We start from the raw sequence: 22,485 nt of genomic DNA, 5'->3' as shown, positions 1-22,485 counted from the left end.
AGGCGGTGATGAGATGTACGATATTAAAGGATACTATGATGCTGAAACTGTAAGCGAAGCAACAGCGTTGCTTGCGGATAACCCTAATCTGAAACTTATTGCAGGCGGGACGGATGTGCTTATCAAAATGCACGGGGGGCAACTTGAAGATGCCGAGCTCCTGAGCCTGCGCAAGATTAAATCCTTGGAGAGTATTAGCGTAGCGGAAAATGGGACGATTGTTATTGGTGCCATGGCTACCTTCTCTAAGATTTTTCACAATCCCATGCTGAAGGATTTGGTTCCGATTTTAACGGAAGCGGCCATCTCTATGGGCGGTCCGCAAATTAGAAATATTGCGACCATCGGCGGAAACGTTTGCAATGGAGCTACATCGGCAGACAGTGCCTCATCCTTGTTTGCCCTCAATGCCCACTTGAAGCTACAGAATAAGAATGGGGAGCGTGTGGTTCCGATTCGTGAATTCTATCTGGGACCGGGCAAGGTTGCCTTGAACCCGGGGGAAATTCTTACCGAGATTCTTATTGCACCGGAGGATTACAAAGGATTTGGCGGGCAATACATTAAGTTTGCCATGCGTGAAGCCATGGATATTGCCACCCTCGGAGTGGCGGTTGTTTGCAAAGTGCAAAGCGGAAACTTCGATGAGGTTAGAATTGGGCTTGGGGTTGCAGGTCCGACTCCATTAAGGTGTCTTGAGGCGGAGGAGTATGCCAAGGGCAAGAAAATTTCATCGGAAACCCTGGCGGAGATTGGAAAGCTGGCAGTTAAATCTGCCAAGGCGCGAACCTCTTGGCGGGCATCTAAAGAATACAGGGAACATCTGGTGGAAGAGCTCACGCAAAGAGCTCTGAAAATAGCCGTTGTCAACGCAGGAGGTGCGGAAGTTGTTTAAACGAATTGCCTTTACGGTGAATGGAAAAGCTTATAATTTCGAGGTGGATGTACGCGAATCCTTGCTGGATGTCTTAAGAAGTCATTTGGGTTTTACGGGTGCTAAACAAGGGTGCGGGGTAGGAGAATGCGGTGCTTGCAGTGTGCTCATTGACGGTGTTCCTTATGATACCTGCATTTACTTGGCGGTTTGGGCAGATGGCAAGGACATTAAAACCATTGAGGGTGTAGCTGAGAAAAACGGAGAGCTCTCTGATGTTCAGAAAGCCTTCGTCGAGGAGGGTGCTGTACAGTGTGGATTCTGTACCCCTGGCCTCGTCTTGACCACTACGGCCTTGAAGGAGAGCGGAAAAGATTACACCCGAGAAGAGTTGAAACGAGAACTTTCGGGTCATCTATGCCGTTGTACCGGGTATCAGAGCATTTTGAAAGCTGCTGAAAAGTCTTTAGAAGGACATGTTTGCACATGTGTTGACAGCCCTCATTACAAAGGAAAATAGCTGGAACATGCTTCAGGAGAAGCTACCCGACCCAAGCGACCCAAGTGAAGAATCTCCATCAAAACATAAGAATTGAGGAATGATAGGCAATGATGAGTGACAAAATGATCCCGATTCCCTTTAATAAACTGGTCAACTGGATGCTTGAAGAATATAGTCGAACTCAAACCATTTTTGGAGTTTCTGAGGTCAAATTTTTCCGAAAAAGCAATGATCAACAAATTGGGCTTTTTGGCGAAACTATGGATACTCCGGTTGGTCCGGCTGCCGGTCCCCATACCCAACTTGCTCAAAATATTATTGCTTCCTATTTAAGCGGAAGTCGTTTCTTTGAGTTAAAATCCGTTCAAATAATGGATGAGTTAGAGATTCCTAAACCTTGTATCTTGGCAGAAGATGAGTGCTACAACACAGAGTGGTCTACCGAGCTGCCGATAATGGGCGCCTTTGACGAGTATGTTAAAGCATGGTTCGCGCTCCATGTGTTGCAAAAAGAGCTGTTTAACCAAAGTGACCGACGTTTTATGTTCAATATGAGTGTGGGGTATGACCTCAAGGGAATTCAATCTCCTAAAGTCGATGAATTTATTGAGGGGCTTAAGGATGCCTCGGGAACTGAGATTTATAAGGAGTGTCTCGCTTCTTTACTTGAGAATGTTGGCCAGTTTAAGCAGGTCGATCGTGCCTTTATTGAACAGATTTCACCGAATATTTGTACTTCCATCACCTTGTCGACCATGCACGGCTGTCCGCCGGCAGAGATTGAAGCCATTATTAAATACCTGCTCAGTGAAAAGAAACTGCACACCTTTGTCAAGATGAATCCGACGCTTTTGGGGTATGGGTATGTGCGGAACACCTTCGATAAAATGGGCTACAAGTATATTCAGCTCAAGGAAGAATCCTTTACTCATGACCTGCAGTTTAAGGATGGAGTTGAGATGTTAAAACGCCTTAAGGTTTTTGCTAAAGAGCAGCAAAAAGACTTTGGGATCAAGATGTCCAACACCTTACCGGTAAAGATTGGCAGATCGGAACTGCCAGGGGAAGAAATGTACATGTCCGGTCGAGCCCTTTATCCCTTGACGATTAACCTGGCCTATAAGTTGGCCTCTGAGTTTGAGGGGGATCTCAAAATCTCCTATTCGGGTGGGGCGGATGCCTTCAATATTGATCGCATCTTCGAGACGGGAATCCAGCCCATCACTGTGGCTACCACCTTGTTAAAACCCGGAGCCTATATGCGCTTTAAACAAATGGCGGACATTTTAGATCCTCTCATGGATAATAAGGAGTCCGGCAAACTGGATATGGAGAAATTAAAAGCCCTTGCTGAAAGTTCCTTAAGCGATGCCAATCATCTCAAAGAAAAGAGAGATCTGGTCAATCGAAAAACAGAGCTAAAGCTCCCGGTTCTCGATTGCTTCATTGCCCCTTGTACAGTTGGATGTCCAATTGAGCAGGATGTTCCGGAATATCTGCGTTTGGTAGGGGAAGGCCGCTATGAGGAAGCCTTTGATGTCATTGTGTCTAAAAACCCATTCCCTTTCATCACAGGTACCATTTGTACTCATAACTGTATGACTAAATGTACTCGGTTAGACTATGATGAATCCGTGCATATCCGCGGGCAGAAATTAGTCGCCGCTGAAAAGGGCTATGATGCCTATATGCAGAAGTTCCCTGCCCTTAAACCGGAGTCATCGGCCAAAGTCGCCGTGATCGGAGCGGGTCCCTCCGGACTGGCTGCAGCCTATTTCCTTGCCAAAGGAGGCATGGAGGTTACGGTCTTTGATAAGCGAGAGAAAGCCGGCGGTACAGTCGAATATGTTATTCCGGATTTCAGAATTTCGAGAGAAGCGATCACTAAAGATATTAAGCTCATCGAAAGAATGGGTGTTAAGTTCGAATTTGGCATTGACTCAAATGTTTCGGTGGCTGAATACAAAGCAAAAGGATTCCAGTACGTTTATCTGGCCATTGGTGCAGGTAAGACCAACGATCTGGACATCAACGGGGATAAAGAGCGGGTCATGGGAGCAATTCCCTTCCTGGAAGCCTTTAATGCCAATAAAGATGCCCTGAAACTCGGTAAGAACGTGGCGGTAGTTGGCGGTGGGAATTCCGCCATGGATGCTGCTCGGGCTGCGTTAAGAGTCAAGGGTGTAGAAAATGTCTATATCGTCTATCGCAGAACCAAAGACTACATGCCTGCAGACCATGAAGAATTGATCTATGCAGAGGAAGATGGGGTAATCTTTAAGGAACTTCTAGCTCCGCTATCCTTGACTAAAGGGGTCTTGAAATGCCAGCAGATGGCACTGGGTCAACCGGATGCATCCGGGCGAAGGAGACCTGTGGCGGTTGAGGGTGCCTTTGAAGAATTGTTGATCGATACCCTTTTATCTGCCATTGGGGAATTAATCGATTATGATCTGTTGAAGAGCAATGGAATTGAAGTCGGGGAGAAAGGGAAGATTCTCGTCAATGAGGAAACCCTGGAAACCAGCGTGGAAAATGTCTTCATCGGCGGGGATGCCCTTGCTGGACCTTGGACGGTAGTTGGAGCTGCTAAGCATGGCACCATGGCGGCTAAAGCTATTCTGAAAAAAGAAGGGCTGGAATTCAAACAAGAGTTCACGTCAAAAATCTCCTTTAATCATGAAAAGCAATTGTTAGAAATTGCTGAAAAGAAAGCTGTTATGAAACCGGTTGCCGATGACAAACTAGAATCAGACAGATGTTTAGAGTGTAATAAAGTGTGTAATATCTGTGCCGAGGTTTGCCCGAACCGTGCCAACCTTATGATTCCGGTCAATGGCAAGGGCTTCACCAATCTGAATCAGATCCTGCACGTGGATGGAATGTGCAATGTCTGCGGAAACTGTGGAACCTTCTGCCCATATTCCAGTGAACCGTATAAAGTCAAATTAACTCTTTTCTGGACTGAAAAGGATTTCATGGACAGTCCTAATATTGGCTTCTATTTCTTAGGTGACGGCTCTGCCGGAGAATTTATGCTGCGCCTTGATGACAAAATATCCAAGGTGAAGTTTGATCAATCCGGCGATACGGATGTACCGATTGACGATAAGGTTGCGGCCTTTATCTGGACCGTCTACAAAGACTACGAATATCTGTATAAAGTTTTGAACTAATGCACATATTGAGAGAGGTCGAACTTTCGCGAGTCGACCTCTCTCGGGATTAAAACCATGATGGTTTATAGCAATTTTCTTTTCCGATAGTGGAATTTCTTTTGGTGATCTAAAAAAGCAATTCTTCTATCGAAAAATCTTATCATTAAGGTACGAATCTTATCATAATGATAAGACCTACATATTCGACTCTCTGCCCCATATACAGACATTTTTTGAAGGCGAAGACTTGAAAACCCTGAATTAAATTTATCTTTTTGATAAAGATAAATAGGGGCAAAAGTAGGAAAAGGTCGTTTCTTAGGCAACTTCAGTTTAATTAATCGAGTTGGCACGAATATTGCTACAGAAACAAGGTATAGGCGCAACAATGCTCCTTGCAAAGGACCCATGACCCAAAATTTAATACTTTGCTTGCGATCTTGTTAAACAAACGGGTATCTGAGATTCCTAAGAGGTCAAAGCGAAGTAGACCCCTTGAATTAGTTGCGGGACTTACTCAAGGATATCGATTATAAGGAGGTGACTGTTGGTTTAATTAATCTCACCGCACTTAAAATAAGGAGGAAAGTTAATAATGGCAAATACCAACAATGGAGTGGCACCAGTTGACGAAATGCTGCCTGCCGGAAAACTTTTTTTGTATGGATTACAGCACGTACTTGCTATGTACGCTGGAGCGGTTGCAGTTCCTTTGATTATTGCAGGGGCGGCAAAGTTAACTCCTGAACAAACTGCCTTTTTAATTAACGCAGACTTATTCACTTGTGGAATTGCTACCCTGCTCCAGACCCTGGGGATCTGGAAAATTGGAATCAAAATTCCGGTTATTCAAGGGGTTACTTTTGCTGCTGTAACGCCCATGGTCATCATGGCTCAGTCGGGCGGCATGACGATGATTTTTGGTTCAGTTATTGTGGCGGGGCTATTTACGTTTTTAGCGGCACCCTTCTTTAGTAAGCTGATCCGCTTCTTTCCACCGATTGTTACTGGGACTATTATTACCATCATCGGGATATCTCTCTTGCCGGTAGGTATAAACTGGGCTGCGGGCGGAATAGGAAATAAGAATTTCGGTTCGTTAACGTTTATCTTCGTGGCCACCGTTGTACTTATAAGCATTCTCTTGATCAATAAACTGTTTACAGGTTTTCTCTCCCACATTGCCGTATTGCTGGGGTTAATTATCGGTCTTATAGTAGCCATCCCCTTCGGACTTGTAAGCTTTGCGGGTGTGGCTGACGCTCCTTGGATAGGCATTACAACACCTTTCTACTTCGGTTTCCCAATATTTGATGTCGGGGCGATCATCTCTATGATTTTGGTTATGTTAGTTGTTATGGTAGAGTCGACGGGAGACTTTCTGGCTATTGGTGAGATGGTCGGCAAAAAGATCGGTCAAGATGAACTTACTGCAGGTTTACGTGCAGATGGCTTAGCTACTGCACTTGGCGGCGTCTTCAATGCCTTCCCTTACACTGCATTTGCCCAGAACGTTGGCTTAGTCGGTTTAACAGGTGTTAAGAGTCGTTTCGTCGTGGCAACCTCCGGAATAATTTTGGTCGTCTTAGGTTTATTCCCTAAGATGGCTACAATTATTGCCTCCTTGCCTAACGCAGTGCTTGGCGGAGCAGGGATTGCCATGTTCGGAATTGTAGCTGCAAGTGGGATTAAGACTCTCGCTAAAGTTGACTTCGAACGCAACCATACTAATATTTTCATCGTTGCTATCAGTATCGGAATTGGTGTTATCCCTGTAATGGTTCCAACATTTTTCCAACACTTCCCTTCGTGGAGTCAGACCATTATGCATAGTGGAATTACGCTAGGTTCAATCGTAGCTATTGTCCTCAATGCTTTCTTTAATGGAAGCAAAGGGGCAGGAGACTTAGACGAACTCAAAGCAAACGCTGGAATTCGTGAGTAAGAAATACTAGGGTGAGAGAGCTTTCTCTCTCACCTTTCCTGATTCCAAACAAATGCAACACGCATTGAAGGGGTTTTAGAAAATGACAGTTGATTTATCCGTTGTTTATTGCGGAATAAAACATGAAAGCCCCTTTATCTTAGCTCCGTCTCCGGCCACAGACCATTTGCATCTTTTAATTCAAGGGTTTGAAGCTGGTTGGGCAGGGGCGGTCTTAAAGACTGTTGCGGTTGATTCCAGAATAGTAAGTCGAGTTTTCCCCATGGTCACCCGAATAGAACAAGAAAATGCCTTTATCGGTCTTCAAAACATAGATCTCGTCTCAGAACATTCTGTTGAAATTGTTGAACAAAATGTGAGAACACTTAAAAAAATGTTTCCGAATAAAGTGGTCGTTCCCAGTATTATGGCCTTTACTAAGGAAGATTGGCAATCGCTAACTAAACGTTTTGTCGAAGCGGGTGCGGATATTATTGAATGCAGCATTTGGCATCCCCATGGTACTGAATGGACTTTATGTACTAAAGTACAAGAGCCTGTCGGAACGGAACAAATTGCTTCTTGGGTTAAAGAAGCAGCCGGGGATGTTCCTGTTGTCATCAAACTATCAGCACTGGATTCTGATATAATGGCCACTGCTGAAGCGGTTGAACGCAGTGGTGCCAACGGAGTCAGTGCCATAAATACAATAAAAAGCATTACCGGCGTGGATTTAGATACCTTAATTCCTTATCCTAATATTGCAGGGCTTTCAACCTATGGAGGACTTTCCGGACCTGCCTTGAAGCCGATCTCTTTGCGCTGTACAGCTGAAATTGCCCAAAAGGTTAAGTTGGATATTGCATCCAGCGGTGGAATTGCTAATTGGAAAGATTGTGCTGAATTTCTTCTTCTTGGCGCAAGCACCTTGCAATTGTGCACCTCTGTTTTACGGTTCGGTTTAGGGATCATTGATGAACTGAAGCCGGGTTTAGAAGGTTGGATGAAGGAAAAGGGTTTCCAGAGTCTGACGGAGGTAATCGGTAAGTCGCTGCCCTATTTGGTAGATCATTCCAGACTTCCGAGAGGCATTCAAGTCGTTTCCCATATTCAGAAAGAAGACTGTAATGGGTGCGGAGCTTGCTGCATTGCGTGCGAATCAGGTGGACATGGAGCAATAAGCATGGTTGATGGACTGCCTCAAGTTGAAGTTAATAAGTGCATAGGGTGCGGTATTTGTCGCTCTATGTGTTTGTCAAAGGCGATAACTTTAATCCGACCCAATGGTAAACAAAGCACATCGTTGTGAAATAATACAATGCCATGTTGTCGGATATTTTCATATTAGTCAGACCCTCATACCGTTACAACACCTTGCCTTCTGTGGCGGTACTAAATCTCGAGCATCTATGGGTTCCGGTCCCGGCTACGGGGACACTCAAGCACTATGGCACCTGTCATCCGTGACAGCGCTCTAATCTCGAACGTCCTGTTCGAGTCATGGCCGGCGCATAATGCAACTAACCCTTGTGCCTATGGCTGACAGAATGACTAATTCGTGCGAAGACAGTGTCTTCAGGCGCCAGCCAATTTTTCTAAATAGGTTTTAAGGTTATAACCACTTTAATATAGAGAGGATGATGGTTTAATGATTTTGATCGCTAATGGTACGGTTTTAACCATGGGCAAAAGTAATCAAGTGATTCAAGATGGCGGTGTTCTGATCCAAGACAGTAATATTCTAGAGGTTGGCTCAACTCAAGATTTACAAAAGCGGTTCCCTGATGCAGAATTTATCGATGCTCGCGGAAAACTTATTATGCCTGGAATGATCAATACGCATATGCATCTCTATAGCACATTTGCCCGCGGAATGGACTCTAAAAGCAAACCTCCTAAAACCTTCGGAGATATTTTAGAGGGACTTTGGTGGAAACTTGATAAACTATTAACCTTGGATGACGTTTATTACAGTGGACTGACTCCTTTGATTGAGTGCATCAAGACAGGGACGACCACAATTGTTGACCATCATGCCAGTCCTATGGCTATTACAGGCAGTTTATCCACATTAGCAAAAGCTGCTAAAGAAATGGGAGTGCGTGCTGCTTTTTGTTACGAAGTCTCGGACCGAGATGGAGATGCGATTGCCCAAGAGGGAATTAAAGAGAATGTCGACTTTATTGCCGAGTGTCAGGCTCACCCAGATCCCATGGTCGCTGGAATGTTCGGGCTCCATGCTTCTCTGACCTTATCCGATCAGACCTTGACAAAGTGCAGCGAGGAAGCTAAACGCTTAGGAGCAGGATTTCACGTTCATGTTGCAGAAGGAAAAGAAGATCTAGAAGACAGTCTCTCCAAATATGGGATGAGGGTGGTTGAACGGCTGGAGAAATTCGGAGTTCTGGGACCAAAAACCATTGCTGTTCACTGTGTGCATATCGATGATCATGAAATCGATCTCTTAAAAGCTTCAAAAACCCAAGTTGTGCATAATCCGGAATCAAATATGGGGAATGCCGTCGGAGTAACTCCGGTTCTAAAAATGCTCAGTGAAGGGGTTAAGGTAGGACTTGGGACGGATGGCTATACCTGTGACATGTTTGAGAGCGGAAAAGTGGCAAACATCCTTCATAAACATGCCATGGCTAATCCGAGTGTAGCTTGGGGTGAGGTGCCGCAAATGCTTTATGGCAATAACCCTGAGATTGCCTCAGACTTGTTTGGCGGGAAATTTGGCGAATTGACCGAAGGTGCATGGGCGGATGTCATCGTTGTTGATTATGTACCGCCGACTCCCATAGGGTCCAACAATTGGAGCGGACATCTCCTCTTCGGAGTTTCGGGACGGTCTGTTGAAACAACCGTCATTAATGGGCGCGTACGTATGCTCGACAGAAAGCTCATAGACATTGATGAAGTAGCTATCGGTGCTCGTTCCAGGGAGTTGTCTCAGAAACTTTGGAATAGAATTTGAGGTGATCTTGATGAAGAATGTATTAGGACTGCGCTGTATTGATTGTGGAAAGCAAGTTCCTGCTGAGGCGGGTACGTATACTTGTCCATCCTGCGGCAAAAAAGGCGGCATTATGGATGTAGAATACGACTACAAAGAAATCAATCGACTGACCTCTCGTGAGCAACTAACCCAGTCCAAAGACTATTCAATTTTCCGCTACCTGCCTTTTCTGCCCATTGGTCCGGACTCTGCACGCCCTCATCTGAGAGTGGGTTGGAGCCCTCTTTACAAACCTCAGGGTTTAGGGAAAAGTTTAGGTATGAGTAACCTGTATGTTAAAGACGACGGTCAGAATCCGACAGCTTCGCTGAAAGACCGAGCCTCGATTATTGCTGTCATTAAAGCAGTGGAAGAAAAGGCACCGACAGTCGCCGCTTCTTCTACCGGTAATGCGGCCTCATCTTTGGCAGGCAGCGCCGCTGCCATGGGTATTAAATCGGTTATTTTTGTTCCAAGCCGTGCACCCCAAGGGAAGATTGCCCAATTGCTGATTTTTGGAGCTACAGTGATTAGTGTTCAAGGGTCTTACGAAGACACCTTCAGACTTTCAGCAGAGGCGATTGAACGTTTTGGTTGGTATAATCGTAATGCAGCTATAAACCCCTACCTGGTAGAAGGGAAGAAGACGGTTGCTTTGGAGATCGCCGAGCAATTAAACTGGCAAGTACCGGATTGGGTGATTCTTTCTGTTGGGGATGGTTGCACTATCGCCGGGGTCTGGAAAGGCTTTAAGGACCTCTATAATGCCGGCTGGATCGATCGCTTGCCTAAAATTGCCGGGGTTCAGTCTACAGGATGTTGCCCCCTCGTCGATGCCTTCTTGGAAGATCGCCCTTGGACTCCCAAGGAAGAGAACACGATTGCCGACAGTATTGCAGTCGGAGTGCCGCGCAATCCGGATAAGGCCTTGAACGCTGTTCGTGAATCGGGTGGTACGATGGTCGCGGTATCCGATGAGGCTATCTTGGATGCCATGCGTGAACTGGGCAGAACAAGCGGTATTTTCGGAGAGCCTGCCGGTGTGACCGGAACTGCCGGGCTTAAGGTCCTGGTGGAAAAAGGAGTTATAGGAGCCGACGAAAAAGTCGTTTCTATTGTCACAGGTAATGGATTGAAGGACGTACAAAACGCGATTAAAGCAGTGGGCGAGCCCATCAAAGTTGAGCCTTCCCTGAAGGAACTCTTGGTGAAGTTGGAAGGGAAGGTCTAGTCGTGGTTCGATATTCGTTGTTCGAAGTTCGAACGGGAAGTGACGAACTGCGAACGCGATATACGAAAAGGACGACGTAAAAGTAATTCATGAATTGCCTGACAGAAGTAAACGATTACCTAATTTCGAATCACGCTACACGAATATTGAACCACGAATTGAAGGAGGTCAAATATGAGAAGCTTGATCAATTTAACCATTAATGAAGAGCAACTAAAAAAGACCGTTCAGAGTGTTAAAGAAAAAAATGTTGTTATTCCTACCTTGGCCCAAATGAAGGACCCAAATAAGATACCTGCATCAGTAAAAGAGAAGTTGAAGAAAACCGGCTTATGGGATGTTGACCCTATTAACTTGTTCAGAATTTCTTGGAAAAACCAACCTGTTAAAGATGGCGGCTTATTTAATCCCTTGCCGAACTATGTTGAAATCCCTTCTGAAATTTCAGGGGTTAAAGCTAGAATTATAGCTATGGCAGGTAAGTATTTCCCGACGGGTGCTCATAAGGTTGGTGCAAGTTTTGCTTGTTTAGTACCTCGCTTAGTGACTGGACAATTTGATCCTAAATATCATGAAGCAGTTTGGCCTTCAACCGGTAACTACTGCCGTGGCGGAGCCTACAATTCTGCCTTATTAGGGTGCAAATCGATTGCTATTTTACCGGAAAATATGAGTAGAGAGCGTTTTGAATGGCTGAAGACCGTCGCAGGGGAAATTATTGCAACTCCCGGCAGTGAAAGTAATGTCAAGGAAATTTATGATAAAACTTGGGAACTCCGAAGAACCCGTGATAACGTCGTGATCTTTAATCAATTTGGAGAACTCGGTAATCATTTATGGCATTATGAAGTTACCGGAAATGCTATGCATGATATTATCAAAGCTGAAATCGGCTCGAAGGGGAAATTTGCGGGAGTATGCTTAACTTCGGGTTCTGCCGGTACGCTGGGTAGCGGAGACTATTTAAAAGATCAATATCCACATGCTAAAATCGCTGTTGGCGAAGCCTTACAATGCCCAACCTTGCTGGATAATGGTTTTGGTGAACATAGAATTGAAGGAATCGGGGATAAACATATCCCCTGGGTTCATAATGTAAAAAATACGGATATGGTCATCGCCATTGATGACAATGACAGCTTAGGACTGTTCCGTCTCTTTAATGAACCTGCCGGCCAGGACTATTTGAGAGAGCAAGGGATATCTGAAGAGGTTATTGAGAAGCTTTCTTGGGTTGGAATTTCCGGTGCAGCAAACATCCTATCCTGCATAAAATTTGCCAAATACTATGAGTTGACCGAGAATGACATTGTTATGACGGTCCTTACAGACTCTGCAGAAATGTATCAGTCGAGATTGCAGGAAATGGAAGCGGAAAGAGGCAGTAAATATGCTTCGCTTAACGCTGCCATTGATCATAACAGAAACGTTTTGGGTGTTAGAACTGACAGCATGGAAGAGTTAACTTACATGACCAAGAAGCGTATCCACAACCTTAAGTACTACACATGGATTGAACAACAAGAGTATGATGTGGACGATCTTAATGCCCAATGGTATGATTATGACGAATACTGGGGCAAGTTGCACCAGATGGGACCGGAACTCGATAAACTCATCGAACAGTTCAATGAGAAAGTCGGTATTTCGAAATAAATATCTAAAATAAGTAAATCAATTCTCTAGAGGCAGCGGTTCTTGCACAGGAACCGCTGCCTCTTTTTCAAGGCTGCAGATATTATTCTGATTGATTTGCGGGATGTAGCCTCTGCAGGTTCTCATGATCCCTTGGTTCCGATTGTGTGCTGCGGGAACCAGAGTTTAGTGGATACCAGGATTGTCAATGGGAAGGTTGTTGTACGAAGGGGACAACTTCTTACTCAAGATACAGAGAGATTTGGAAAAAAGCCCATCAAGATAAAAGCACCGTTATCGGAACTAAGCGATGACGGTCTTTTTGCATTGTATGTAATAAAACCCTTTGTATTTGGAAAGAACTTCAAATATTGTTGGTGATATTTCCGGAGAAGCAGAATAGAAGATATTAGGGGGTGGTAATATGGCTTAGCAAAAGTTGATGGGCAGAATTTTTTTAGATTTAAGAAGAAAGGATGAAGAACATGATCGCAGAAGGTAATGAGCTTTTTAGGAAAAAGCCAGTACTCAAAAGCGAGGATTGGTGGGCTGTCTGGCTTGGGTTGTTTATTTTTTTATTGAGTATGGGGCCGGTTTTTGGGATGGAACTATTAGGCTGGGTGGTAAAAGTCAATGTCTGGGTAGATTCATCCAAAGCCCTCGCACCGGTGTCTAAAACCTTTCAAAATTTACCCGGCATTTATTCGGCTTTGTTAACCTATTTATTCTTGATGGGGATCACCACCATCGGCGCTGTTGCTATGGGCACAAAAGCAAAAAAATACATTGTTGGTTTCAGCATCATTTTCTGGATTACGTTTCTCTGTTTGTTTTTAGGTAACAATGGATACATCGCTGCAACTCCAGACAAACAAGCCAGTCTTAAAATTCCCTGGTCTTTGAGTCTGGGAGAAATGGGTTTTGTTATTGCTATGATTGTAGGATTAATTATAGGGAATTTTTTTCAAGGTTTTGCCAAGTACCTTGAGGGAGCAGCCAAGCCCGAATGGTTCATTAAAACAGGGATTGTGATCCTGGGTGCGGCTATCGGCATCAAGACGGTAGGTGCTCTTGGACTGGCCAACACGGTAATTATCCGGGGATTATGCGCTGTAATCGAGGCTTATTTAATTTATTGGCCGGTCACCTATTTTATTGCGCGCAAATACTTTAAATTTACCCCTGAATGGGCTGCGCCTTTAGCATCCGGTGTCTCTATCTGCGGGGTTTCGGCAGCTATAGCCACCTCCGCAGCCATACGAGCTCGAGCATTAATACCGGCTATTTTGTCTGCTGTCATTATTGTTTTTGTGGCCGTTGAAATGCTCATATTACCCTTATTGGCGCAGACTTGGTTATATAGCGAACCTATGGTAGCAGGTTCCTGGATGGGTTTAGCGGTTAAGAGTGACGGCGGTGCGGTGTCTAGTGGCGCGATTGCTGATTCTCTTATCCGTGCCAAAGCCCTTACAGACCTGGGGATTAAATGGGAAGAAGGCTGGATTCTAATGGTAGCTACCACCACCAAAGTATTTATTGACATATTTATTGGTGTGTGGGCATTTATTCTAGCAGTTGTTTGGTCAGTTTTTCGAATTGACAAATCCAAGACCAAGAACGTGGGCAGCAAGGTTTCTGCGGGAGAAATTTGGGAGCGCTTCCCTAAATTCATTATTGGTTTTGGCTTGACTTTCTTGATTCTGCTTTTGCTGGGTTTGAATAATCCCGGCATAGTGAAGCCGGCAACAGTAGGCGCAGACCAAGCAAACGCTTTGAGGACATTTTTCTTTGCATTATGTTTCTTCTCGATTGGTATGGTTACCAACGTACGTAAACTATGGGCAGCTGGCATGGGACGAATTGTAGGGGTATATGTCATCTGCCTATTTGGATTCATTATCTGGTTCGGACTGCTTGTCTCCTGGCTTTTCTACCACGGCATCACACCGCCGGTAATTGGAGGCTAGCTTTAAAAGTCGATAAAGGAGGTTTGGAATATGACAGAAAGCGAACTGCGTACTGAGGAGCATTCGTCGGTAAACGTTCAAGAAGTGCTCTCTGAGGATGAATGGTACCCTTTACTTCCTGTGGAGAAAAAACTTATCTCCATTACGCTTGGGCTGGGTTTAGTATTAATGGTGGTCTTTATCATAGTCTTTAAAGTATTTGAGTAGTAAGGGAACATTCCAAAGTTAATAAAGGAATGTAAAAGCTCATACAATTTATCCACTTTTCAGGCTGTTTAGGCAAAATGAAACCCACTAGATACAAAGTTCTAATCTAGTGGGTTTCATTTTGCCTATTACACAATAAATAGAGGAAGATCTAACGAATAATTGAACTTTATGATTTAATCCCACTTTGAAGAAATTTTTGGCAAGTTTAACCTTTTCTTAACATATACTTCGCTTATTATTAACATATCACTATATAATTAATATATAGTATAATAATATATGGGAGATTTTAAGGAGGACTTTTAAATGAAAAGCATAAAAATCAAAATGATATTGCCGATTTTTGGAATGTTCGTACTTTTCGTGACATTTATGATTATACAGGTTATCTCAATTAATAATAATCTAGAGCAGGTTAGAGAAATGGATAAGAAGTATTTTACTACACTTTCAAAAGCGGAAGAATTAAAGCTTAATGTAGTCCAAGTTCAGCAATGGCTTACAGATATAAGTGCAACGGGAGCAGCCGAGGGATTTGATGACGGCTTTGATGAAGCGGAAAAGCATGCACAAAATGTTGAAATGATCATTGCCCAGCTCATAGAAATAAATCCTGATAGAGAAGTTGAAATTAACGATATTGACAAGAAATTTACTCCTTATTATGAAACTGGTAAGAGGATGGCTCGAGCTTATATTGAAGGTGGCCCGGATGAAGGTAATTTGATGATGGAAGAATTCGACAGTACCGCTAAAGCAATAAATGATAATGTGGATAATTTTAAAACCGCTTCATCTGAACATATCCAATACTCAATAACTAAGATTGAGCAATCCATTCAAAATACTATAATTCTGGTGATAGTTTCAATATTTCTGGCAATTGTTATCACGATTTTATCATGGTTCTACATTAATAAGAGTGTCGTCAATCCAATTCTTGTGGTATTAAGTAAGCTGAAAGAAATGGCGAATAGTGAAGGTGACTTAACTAAACATATTAATGTACTTAGTCAGGATGAAGTTGGAAAGTTAGCAGAGAACTTTAATTTGATGCAAGATTCATTTAGAGAAATGATTAGGGTTATTACTAATGAGTCAGTGCATATGGGAGATAAGGTTTTTAATACAAATGAAACGATTAATCATCTTTCAAACTTAATTGTGGAAGTATCTGCTACAACAGAAGAAATATCGGCAGGAATGGAGGAATCCGCTGCTTCCGCGGAAGAGATGAGTGCCTCTGCAATAGAAATTGAATCAGCCATTGAATCAATTTCAACAAAGGCTCAAGATGGTGCAGAAAGAGCCTTGTTGATTAGCGATAGAGCAAATGAGCTTAGAACTAAAGCTGTTTTTTCGAAAGAAACGGCAAACAATATTTATGAAACAACTCAGAAAAAACTTTTTGATGCAATAGAAAGATCTAAAGAAGTGGAGAAGATTGGTGTACTATCAGAATCTATTTTGCAGATTACATCACAAACGAATCTCCTGGCTTTGAATGCAGCCATAGAAGCAGCCAGGGCGGGCGAAGCAGGAAGGGGATTTGCTGTGGTAGCGGAAGAAATACGGAAACTGGCGGAGAATTCGAAGAATGATGTATCGGAAATACAGAATGTAACGAGTGTTGTTCTGGATGCGGTTCGGAATTTGGTTACTTCATCAGAAGAAATGTTGGGGTTCATTAGTAATCAGGTGATTAAAGATTACGAAATGCTTGTTGTAACCGGAGAGCAGTATAACGATGATGCTATCATGGTTACTAATATGACCGCGGACTTTAGTGCCGCGTCAGAAGAAATAATGGCATCAGTGCAGACTATGGTATCGTCCATTACCGGGATAGCTCATGCAAGCAATGAGTCTGCCTTAGGCACAAGCAGTATTGCAGAAAAGGTCGCGATTATTTCCGGAAAGTCCCATGATGTCGTTGTACAGACACAGGATGTAAAGGCTAGCTCAAGCAAATTGGTCGAAATGTGTAAAAAATATAAGATATAGGCAATAGGCAAACAACTTGTCCGCTTAGTCAGGCTGTGTAGGCAAACTAAAACCCACTGGATGCTAAAGAAGCATTCAGTGGGTTCTGGTTTGATTATACGGAAGGTCTCCTAAAAGGTATCACCTTCGCTTTGTTTTTCCTGGGTGCGGTGGGGGTGTTACATGACTCGCAGCCTCCGCCACAGCCAGTTTTATTCCCAATAAATAGTTTACGCCAAAACACTTGCCATTTATGTTCAACTTGCTCCACACGTGTTTCCACCTCATACTGGGGTCCTTGCTGTTGATTGGCTAATCTTGCTTCGGTTGTGGCTACAATAGTTGCAATTCTCGAGGCTTGCTTTTCAGAGTCATAGAGAGTCTGTATTTTTACCCATTCAGTTAAATCCATCTTATAATCACTTCCTTAATTAACACTTCGTAATCAATGATAACCACTTAATCATAGATTGGAAGAATAATCGCAATAGAAACATGTCGCATCTTTTTAAAGGGGACAAAAAGAGGTGTAAGGGTCCCATTGATTTTATAATTGGAATTATATCACTCACATGTCAAAAAGGATATGCAGGAAAAATTCCTCTTGTACGAGCAGAACGGAGTAAGTGAATACTGGTTGGCATTTCCCTTAGATAAGGTTGCGGATGTATATGTTCTTAATAAGGATAACAAGTATCAACGAAGCGGGCTGTATCAATACCATGATAAAATCAAGGTTGAAATATTTGAAGACTTGGAGATTGATTTGGGTTTAGTATTTACGAAGGATAAGGAGATACTGCTATAGAGAAGTGCGCAGACATCAAAGGCATCAGTTTTCGCCTGAATGATTCGCATTTAATCCTATCCGGTTAATGAACACTTCTCTTTTTATGATAACCATTAAATTATAGAGATTGCCAGAATCTCAAAACCCCAAAAAAGATACCTGCTAGATCAAAAAATTATCTAGCAGGTATCTTTTTTGGGGTTTTGTATTCGACGTTGGCATGATAATTGCATTAAATATCTTAGCGGAAAGCCTAGTCAATGAATTCGTTTTAGGGGGAGATAGAAGGTTTATAGATAAAACAAGAAATTGTTTTTTTGATACCGTATTAAATGAGTCGTTTTATTGCACAATATTTAAAAAAAGAGGAGAGGTACTTTAAATGTCTGAAAAAATTAAATGGATAGAAAATAGTATGGTTAAACAAAACGGAACGGGTGCTTCAACAGAACTTTTTAATAAACAGGCTATAGAAAAGGCAATAAATTTCCACAGGACATTCCCGGATTATCAACCTACCCCCCTTCGTGAACTTAGCAAGCTTGCTAACAATTTAGGGGTTGGTGGAATCTTTGTAAAAGATGAGTCATATCGGTTTGGCCTAAATGCCTTTAAAGCCTTGGGCGGTTCCTATGCAATCGGCAGATACCTAGCGAAACGACTGAACAAGGATATTAGTGAACTGCCTTTCGAAGTTCTTACTTCCCCGGAGGTTAAAGAGCAATTGGGCGATATAACCTTTGCTACCACTACAGACGGAAACCATGGTCGTGGAATTGCTTGGACTGCTCGCCAATTACGTCAAAAGTCTGTAGTCTATATGCCCAAAGGCTCTTCACAATATCGTCTGGAAAGGATCAGGTCTGAAGGTGCTACAGCTGAGATTACTGATATGAATTACGATGATGCCGTACGAATGACTGCTGTAGAAGCAGAAAAGCACGGATGGGTAGTTGTTCAGGATACATCATGGGAAGGTTACGAGGAGATTCCAAGTTGGATTATGCAGGGCTACGGGACAATGGCGGCAGAGTCCATAGAACAGCTTAACAATCTGGGTATTGAGAAGCCGACTCATATTTTTGTTCAGGCAGGAGTTGGAGCTCTGGCAGGGTCTGTACAAGGATATTTTGCTTCCTTATTTAAAGAGGGTCGCCCAGAAACCGTGATTGTAGAGGCGGATCAAGCGGATTGCTTATATAAATCTGCTCTTGCAGCGGATGGCAGACCCCGGGTAGTTGGCGGTGACATGGCTACTGTTATGGCAGGACTTGCCTGTGGAGAACCTAACTTGATAGGGTGGAATATCTTGCGCGATTACAGTGATGTGTTCGTTTCATGCCCTGACTGGGTAGCAGCGAAAGGAATGCGTGTGTTGGCAAATCCATTGCTGGGGGATCCGAAAGTGATCTCAGGTGAATCTGGTGCGGTAACCGCCGGTTTGCTTAGCACGCTTATGATAGATGAGGGCTTAAAAGAGGCCCGTGAAGCTCTTCATCTGGACGAAAAATCCCAAATACTACTCTTTAATACAGAAGGAAATACTGACCCCTTTAAATATCGCAGTATTGTTTGGGATGGAGAATTACCGTCTGCAGGACGTTAATAATTAGTTCTGGAACTAGATCGAAAGGAAGCACACAATCGTTAAAGATAAGGTGCTTCCTTTCGGCTTTTCAATTCTTTTACTATTACATCCTTTGTTAAGTAGGAAGTAGGCGATATAAGGCGAATAGTTGTATATAATGTAGGTTAAAGCGAATAATATGAGGTGTAAAGCATGTTGTATTACCTGCGTAATATTAAGAGCACAGTCCAACAAACTGCAGACGCGATTGCTGCAGCGCTTAAAATTGAAGTTGAAATTGCGGATGCCGACTTAATTCGGATTGCCGGTACGGGGAAATATAAAAGCCAATGCGGTTGCCCAATGGATGATGGCTTTGTCTATCGGCATGTAATGAAAACAGGAGTTCCCGTCATTATTGACAACCCTGGCTTCAACGAACTCTGTCAGCCTTGTCCCTGCAGAGGGAACTGTATGGAGTATGCTGAGGTTGCCATACCCATACGGATTGAGGATCAGATCATAGGGGTTATTGGATTAGTGAGCTTTGATGAGGAGCAAACTCAGCGGCTAATGGACAATAAACAATCCCTGTTGCTTTTTTTGGAAAAGATGGCTGAACTTCTTGTTGGGAAGGCAACTGAAATCCAACAAAATCATGATCGCGACATTTTAACAAGCCAGTTAGTCACAGTACTGAATCTATTGCATGACGGCATTTTGTTAGTTAACGATCAGCAAAAAGTGACGCATTATAATACCCTGGCGGCTAAATTATTGGACATTGATGCGCAAGAAGAACAGGCTTTATATCACTTGTTGGATAACAAAAATCTTTGGCTTGCCGTTGAACGGGGAGAAACGTTTTCTGGTAACATTCAGGGGAAAAGGGTGGCTACACAACTATATTGTGACGTAGTGCCAATAAAGAAAGACGGAATTATTGAAGGCGCGGTAATTACTCTGAGGGATCTTCAGCAAATCAAGAAATTGGTCAAAGCGGCGACTGTGAACGATATTGAAACTCATTTTTCACAGATTGTCGGAAATTCTAAGAAGATGAAAGACTTAAAAGCCATGGCTTTACATGTTGCTCCCAGTAAGGCAACCCTCTTGATTCAAGGAGAAAGCGGAACAGGAAAAGAACTGTTAGCTCGAGCGATCCACCAGAGCAGTAAACGAAAAGGGCATGCCTTCATCGCCATAAATTGTGGTGCCATTCCTGAAAATCTACTGGAAAGCGAATTGTTCGGATATGAAGAAGGATCCTTTACGGGGGCTAAGCGAGGTGGGAAACTAGGAAAGTTTGAGCTTGCTCATAATGGTACTCTTTTTTTAGACGAGATTGGGGACATGCCCCTTCACTTACAGGTTAAGATATTGAGAGTGTTGCAAGAAAGAAGGGTTGAGCGAATAGGCAGTACTCGCTCAATTCCGGTGGATGTACGTGTCATTGCTGCCACTCACAGAGATTTGGATAACATGGTAATAACGGGGGAATTTAGAGAAGACCTTTATTATCGTTTAAATGTTATTCCACTGACGATTCCACCCTTGCGAGAACGTTTAGAAGATGTCCCTATATTGACCCAATTCTATTTAGATTATTATTCTGTAGTAACTGATAGGTCGGTTAGTGGAATCACCTCGGAAACTATAGAAATCTTGTCCCGCTATACTTGGCCGGGGAATGTCCGAGAATTGGGGAATGTGATTGAATACTGCGTAACCATGGTGGCTGGGGGAATGATTACCTCTGATACCTTGCCGAAAAGAATCAAGACGGAACATAAACCGGAAATGATAGATTCCTCGTTAAACCTCAAAGTCTTAGAACGGGAAACAATTATGAAAGCCTTAACCCTTGTTGATGTGAATGGGCATAAGGAAGATGCAGCAAAATTATTAGGAATTAGCAGAGCGTCTCTCTATCGCAAGATTAAGGAATACGAAATCGGTGAGAATAGAACTTTTTCCTAGTCAATTAAAGCGGGTTGCTATTTTCGCAGCTAAAATATGTTTCAAAGGTAGACTTTTGTCTCACAATGAGACTGATAAGGAAGAATGTCGAATTAACAGTCTTTCAGAGATTATTTTTATTTCAGGCGGATATTAAAGTGTCTCAGAATGAGATTGTAACAAAGTGATAATACAAAGATTTCTGGGGAAAGATACACCTGACCTAAGATATAAATGTTTTTTTTATTTAAAACTACTTGGCATGGTTCTTGCATTTATTAAACCATGTAAAAGGAAAGGTCGTTTTTGAAGTAAGGGGATCCAACAATTCACATTAAATTTAAAGCATAATTGAAAGGGGATAATATTTTGAAAATGGAATTCACGAAAGTTCTCGAACTGGCTAAAAAATATGAGCCGGAAATGAGTCGGTTTTTACGGGACCTAATCGCAATACCAGGTGAAAGTTGCGATGAAAAAGGGACAGTTCTTCGCATCAAAGAAGAGATGGAAAAAGTCGGCTTTGACAAAGTTGAGATTGATCCTCAAGGTAACGTTCTTGGTTATATTGGCCATGGTAAACACTTAATTGCCATGGATGCACATATTGACACAGTAGGCGTTGGCAGCTTGGAGAATTGGCAGTATGACCCTTATAAAGGGTTTGAAGATGATGAAATCATTATCGGCCGTGGTGCCTCTGACCAAATCGGTGGAATGGCATCGATGGTTTATGCTGGTAAGATCATTAAGGATCTTGGCTTAGAAGATGATTATACCATGGTTGTTGTCGGTTCCGTCCAGGAAGAAGATTGTGATGGATTATGCTGGCAGTACATTATCAAAGAAGACAAGGTTGTGCCTGAATTTGTTGTAATTACCGAACCAACCGATGGAAAGATTTATCGCGGACATCGTGGTCGGATGGAAATCAAGGTATTGACAAAAGGTGTTAGTTGTCATGGTTCTGCTCCAGAACGCGGGGACAATGCCATTTATAAGATGGCCCCAATTCTGCAAGAGCTGCGCAGCTTGCATGAAAACCTCATGGACCACCCATTCCTCGGAAAAGGCAGCTTGACAGTTTCGGAAATCTTCCACACTTCCCCTTCACGTTGTGCAGTTGCAGACAGTTGCTGGATTTCCGTCGATCGTCGCTTAACTGCAGGCGAATCATGGGAATACGCAGTTCAACAAATTAAAAACCTTCCTTCAGTAAAAGCTGCTAATGCAGAAGTTTCGATGTATATGTATGATAGACCGTCCTATACTAACTTGGTTTATCCAACTGAATGCTATTTCCCAACCTGGCTAATCGAAGAGGGACATCCTGTAACCAGTACTCTTGAAGATGCTTACAAAGGCTTATTCGGTAAAGATCCGGTGGTAGACAAGTGGACTTTCTCCACAAATGGTGTTTCCATCATGGGACGCTATGGAATTCCTTGCATCGGTTTTGGACCGGGACATGAAGACCAAGCACATGCTCCAAATGAGCGGACCTGGAAAAAGGAACTTGTGGATTGTGCGGCTATGTATGCAGCGATTCCTAGCATTTATGTCAAGGAGTATGCTGATAAGATGCCTAAGGATACTGAGAATTTAGTAGAGATTAAGAAGTAAGCCTATACTATTGATTTTGAAGTATCACATATTTTGTAGTCTTAAGTGGCTACTCTGCAATAAA

17 protein-coding genes are annotated in these 22,485 nt (G+C 43.1%); 16 read left to right on the top strand and 1 reads right to left on the bottom strand.

Annotation, left to right across the window (positions count from 1 at the left end; genetic code table 11):
• Positions 1–13 precede the first annotated feature (13 nt).
• From xdhB to BUB11_RS09470, 12 genes are all read left to right on the top strand, one after another.
• A complete protein-coding gene (gene xdhB / locus BUB11_RS09520; RefSeq protein WP_073029530.1) occupies positions 14–895 on the top strand; it encodes a xanthine dehydrogenase FAD-binding subunit XdhB in 882 nt (293 codons plus the stop codon).
• On the top strand, positions 888–1,394 hold the full coding sequence (xdhC, locus tag BUB11_RS09515; protein ID WP_073029529.1) for a xanthine dehydrogenase subunit XdhC: 507 nt from the start codon (positions 888–890) through the stop codon (positions 1,392–1,394). The genes xdhB and xdhC overlap by 8 nt, the downstream gene beginning before the upstream one ends.
• Positions 1,395–1,483: 89 nt before the next feature.
• Positions 1,484–4,552 carry a putative selenate reductase subunit YgfK gene (ygfK, locus tag BUB11_RS09510; RefSeq protein WP_073029528.1) on the top strand — a complete coding sequence of 1,023 codons (3,069 nt, stop codon included), beginning with the start codon at positions 1,484–1,486 and terminating at the stop codon, positions 4,550–4,552.
• A 577-nt stretch (positions 4,553–5,129) separates the two neighbouring features.
• A complete protein-coding gene (locus BUB11_RS09505; protein WP_073029527.1) occupies positions 5,130–6,479 on the top strand; it encodes a nucleobase:cation symporter-2 family protein in 1,350 nt (449 codons plus the stop codon).
• Positions 6,480–6,561: 82 nt separating this feature from the next.
• Positions 6,562–7,767: an NAD-dependent dihydropyrimidine dehydrogenase subunit PreA gene (gene preA / locus BUB11_RS09500; protein WP_073029526.1), complete on the top strand. Its 1,206-nt coding sequence runs from the start codon at positions 6,562–6,564 to the stop codon at positions 7,765–7,767.
• A 339-nt stretch (positions 7,768–8,106) separates the two neighbouring features.
• Positions 8,107–9,435: a putative aminohydrolase SsnA gene (gene ssnA / locus BUB11_RS09495; RefSeq protein ID WP_073029525.1), complete on the top strand. Its 1,329-nt coding sequence runs from the start codon at positions 8,107–8,109 to the stop codon at positions 9,433–9,435.
• 10 nt (positions 9,436–9,445) lie between these two features.
• On the top strand, positions 9,446–10,687 hold the full coding sequence (gene thrC / locus BUB11_RS09490) for a threonine synthase (RefSeq protein WP_073029524.1): 1,242 nt from the start codon (positions 9,446–9,448) through the stop codon (positions 10,685–10,687).
• Between the two features lie 174 nt (positions 10,688–10,861).
• Positions 10,862–12,343: a pyridoxal-phosphate dependent enzyme gene (locus tag BUB11_RS09485; RefSeq protein WP_073029523.1), complete on the top strand. Its 1,482-nt coding sequence runs from the start codon at positions 10,862–10,864 to the stop codon at positions 12,341–12,343.
• A gap of 42 nt (positions 12,344–12,385) precedes the next feature.
• Positions 12,386–12,703 (top strand): hypothetical protein, encoded by a 318-nt coding sequence (locus BUB11_RS28250; RefSeq protein WP_073029522.1) that lies wholly within the window; start codon positions 12,386–12,388, stop codon positions 12,701–12,703.
• A gap of 104 nt (positions 12,704–12,807) precedes the next feature.
• Positions 12,808–14,289, top strand: a complete 1,482-nt coding sequence (locus BUB11_RS09475; RefSeq protein WP_073029521.1) for a putative sulfate exporter family transporter — start codon at positions 12,808–12,810, stop codon at positions 14,287–14,289.
• A 30-nt stretch (positions 14,290–14,319) separates the two neighbouring features.
• A complete protein-coding gene (locus BUB11_RS27520) occupies positions 14,320–14,496 on the top strand; it encodes a hypothetical protein (RefSeq protein WP_159436922.1) in 177 nt (58 codons plus the stop codon).
• A gap of 309 nt (positions 14,497–14,805) precedes the next feature.
• A complete protein-coding gene (locus tag BUB11_RS09470) occupies positions 14,806–16,503 on the top strand; it encodes a methyl-accepting chemotaxis protein (protein WP_073029520.1) in 1,698 nt (565 codons plus the stop codon).
• A gap of 94 nt (positions 16,504–16,597) precedes the next feature.
• Here the strand turns inward: BUB11_RS09470 and BUB11_RS09465 are convergent, their stop codons facing one another.
• Positions 16,598–16,894 carry a hypothetical protein gene (locus tag BUB11_RS09465; RefSeq protein ID WP_073029519.1) on the bottom strand — a complete coding sequence of 99 codons (297 nt, stop codon included), beginning with the start codon at positions 16,892–16,894 and terminating at the stop codon, positions 16,598–16,600.
• A 141-nt stretch (positions 16,895–17,035) separates the two neighbouring features.
• On the opposite strand from BUB11_RS09465, the gene BUB11_RS09460 reads away from it, so the two are divergent.
• The 4 genes from BUB11_RS09460 (at position 17,036) to BUB11_RS09445 (ending at position 22,421) form a co-directional block, all read left to right on the top strand.
• Positions 17,036–17,290: a Uma2 family endonuclease gene (locus BUB11_RS09460; RefSeq protein ID WP_073029518.1), complete on the top strand. Its 255-nt coding sequence runs from the start codon at positions 17,036–17,038 to the stop codon at positions 17,288–17,290.
• A 364-nt stretch (positions 17,291–17,654) separates the two neighbouring features.
• Entirely contained in the window at positions 17,655–18,878 is a 1,224-nt protein-coding gene (gene dpaL, locus BUB11_RS09455; protein WP_073029517.1) for a diaminopropionate ammonia-lyase, read from the top strand.
• Between the two features lie 174 nt (positions 18,879–19,052).
• Positions 19,053–20,819 (top strand): sigma-54-dependent Fis family transcriptional regulator, encoded by a 1,767-nt coding sequence (locus BUB11_RS09450; RefSeq protein WP_073029516.1) that lies wholly within the window; start codon positions 19,053–19,055, stop codon positions 20,817–20,819.
• 354 nt (positions 20,820–21,173) lie between these two features.
• Positions 21,174–22,421, top strand: coding sequence for a YgeY family selenium metabolism-linked hydrolase (locus BUB11_RS09445; protein ID WP_073029741.1), 1,248 nt, complete (start codon positions 21,174–21,176; stop codon positions 22,419–22,421).
• Positions 22,422–22,485: the final 64 nt, after the last annotated feature.

Source organism: Desulfosporosinus lacus DSM 15449 (assembly GCF_900129935.1).
GTDB lineage: Bacteria > Bacillota > Desulfitobacteriia > Desulfitobacteriales > Desulfitobacteriaceae > Desulfosporosinus > Desulfosporosinus lacus.
This window is presented reverse-complemented; position numbering and strand designations above follow the sequence as displayed.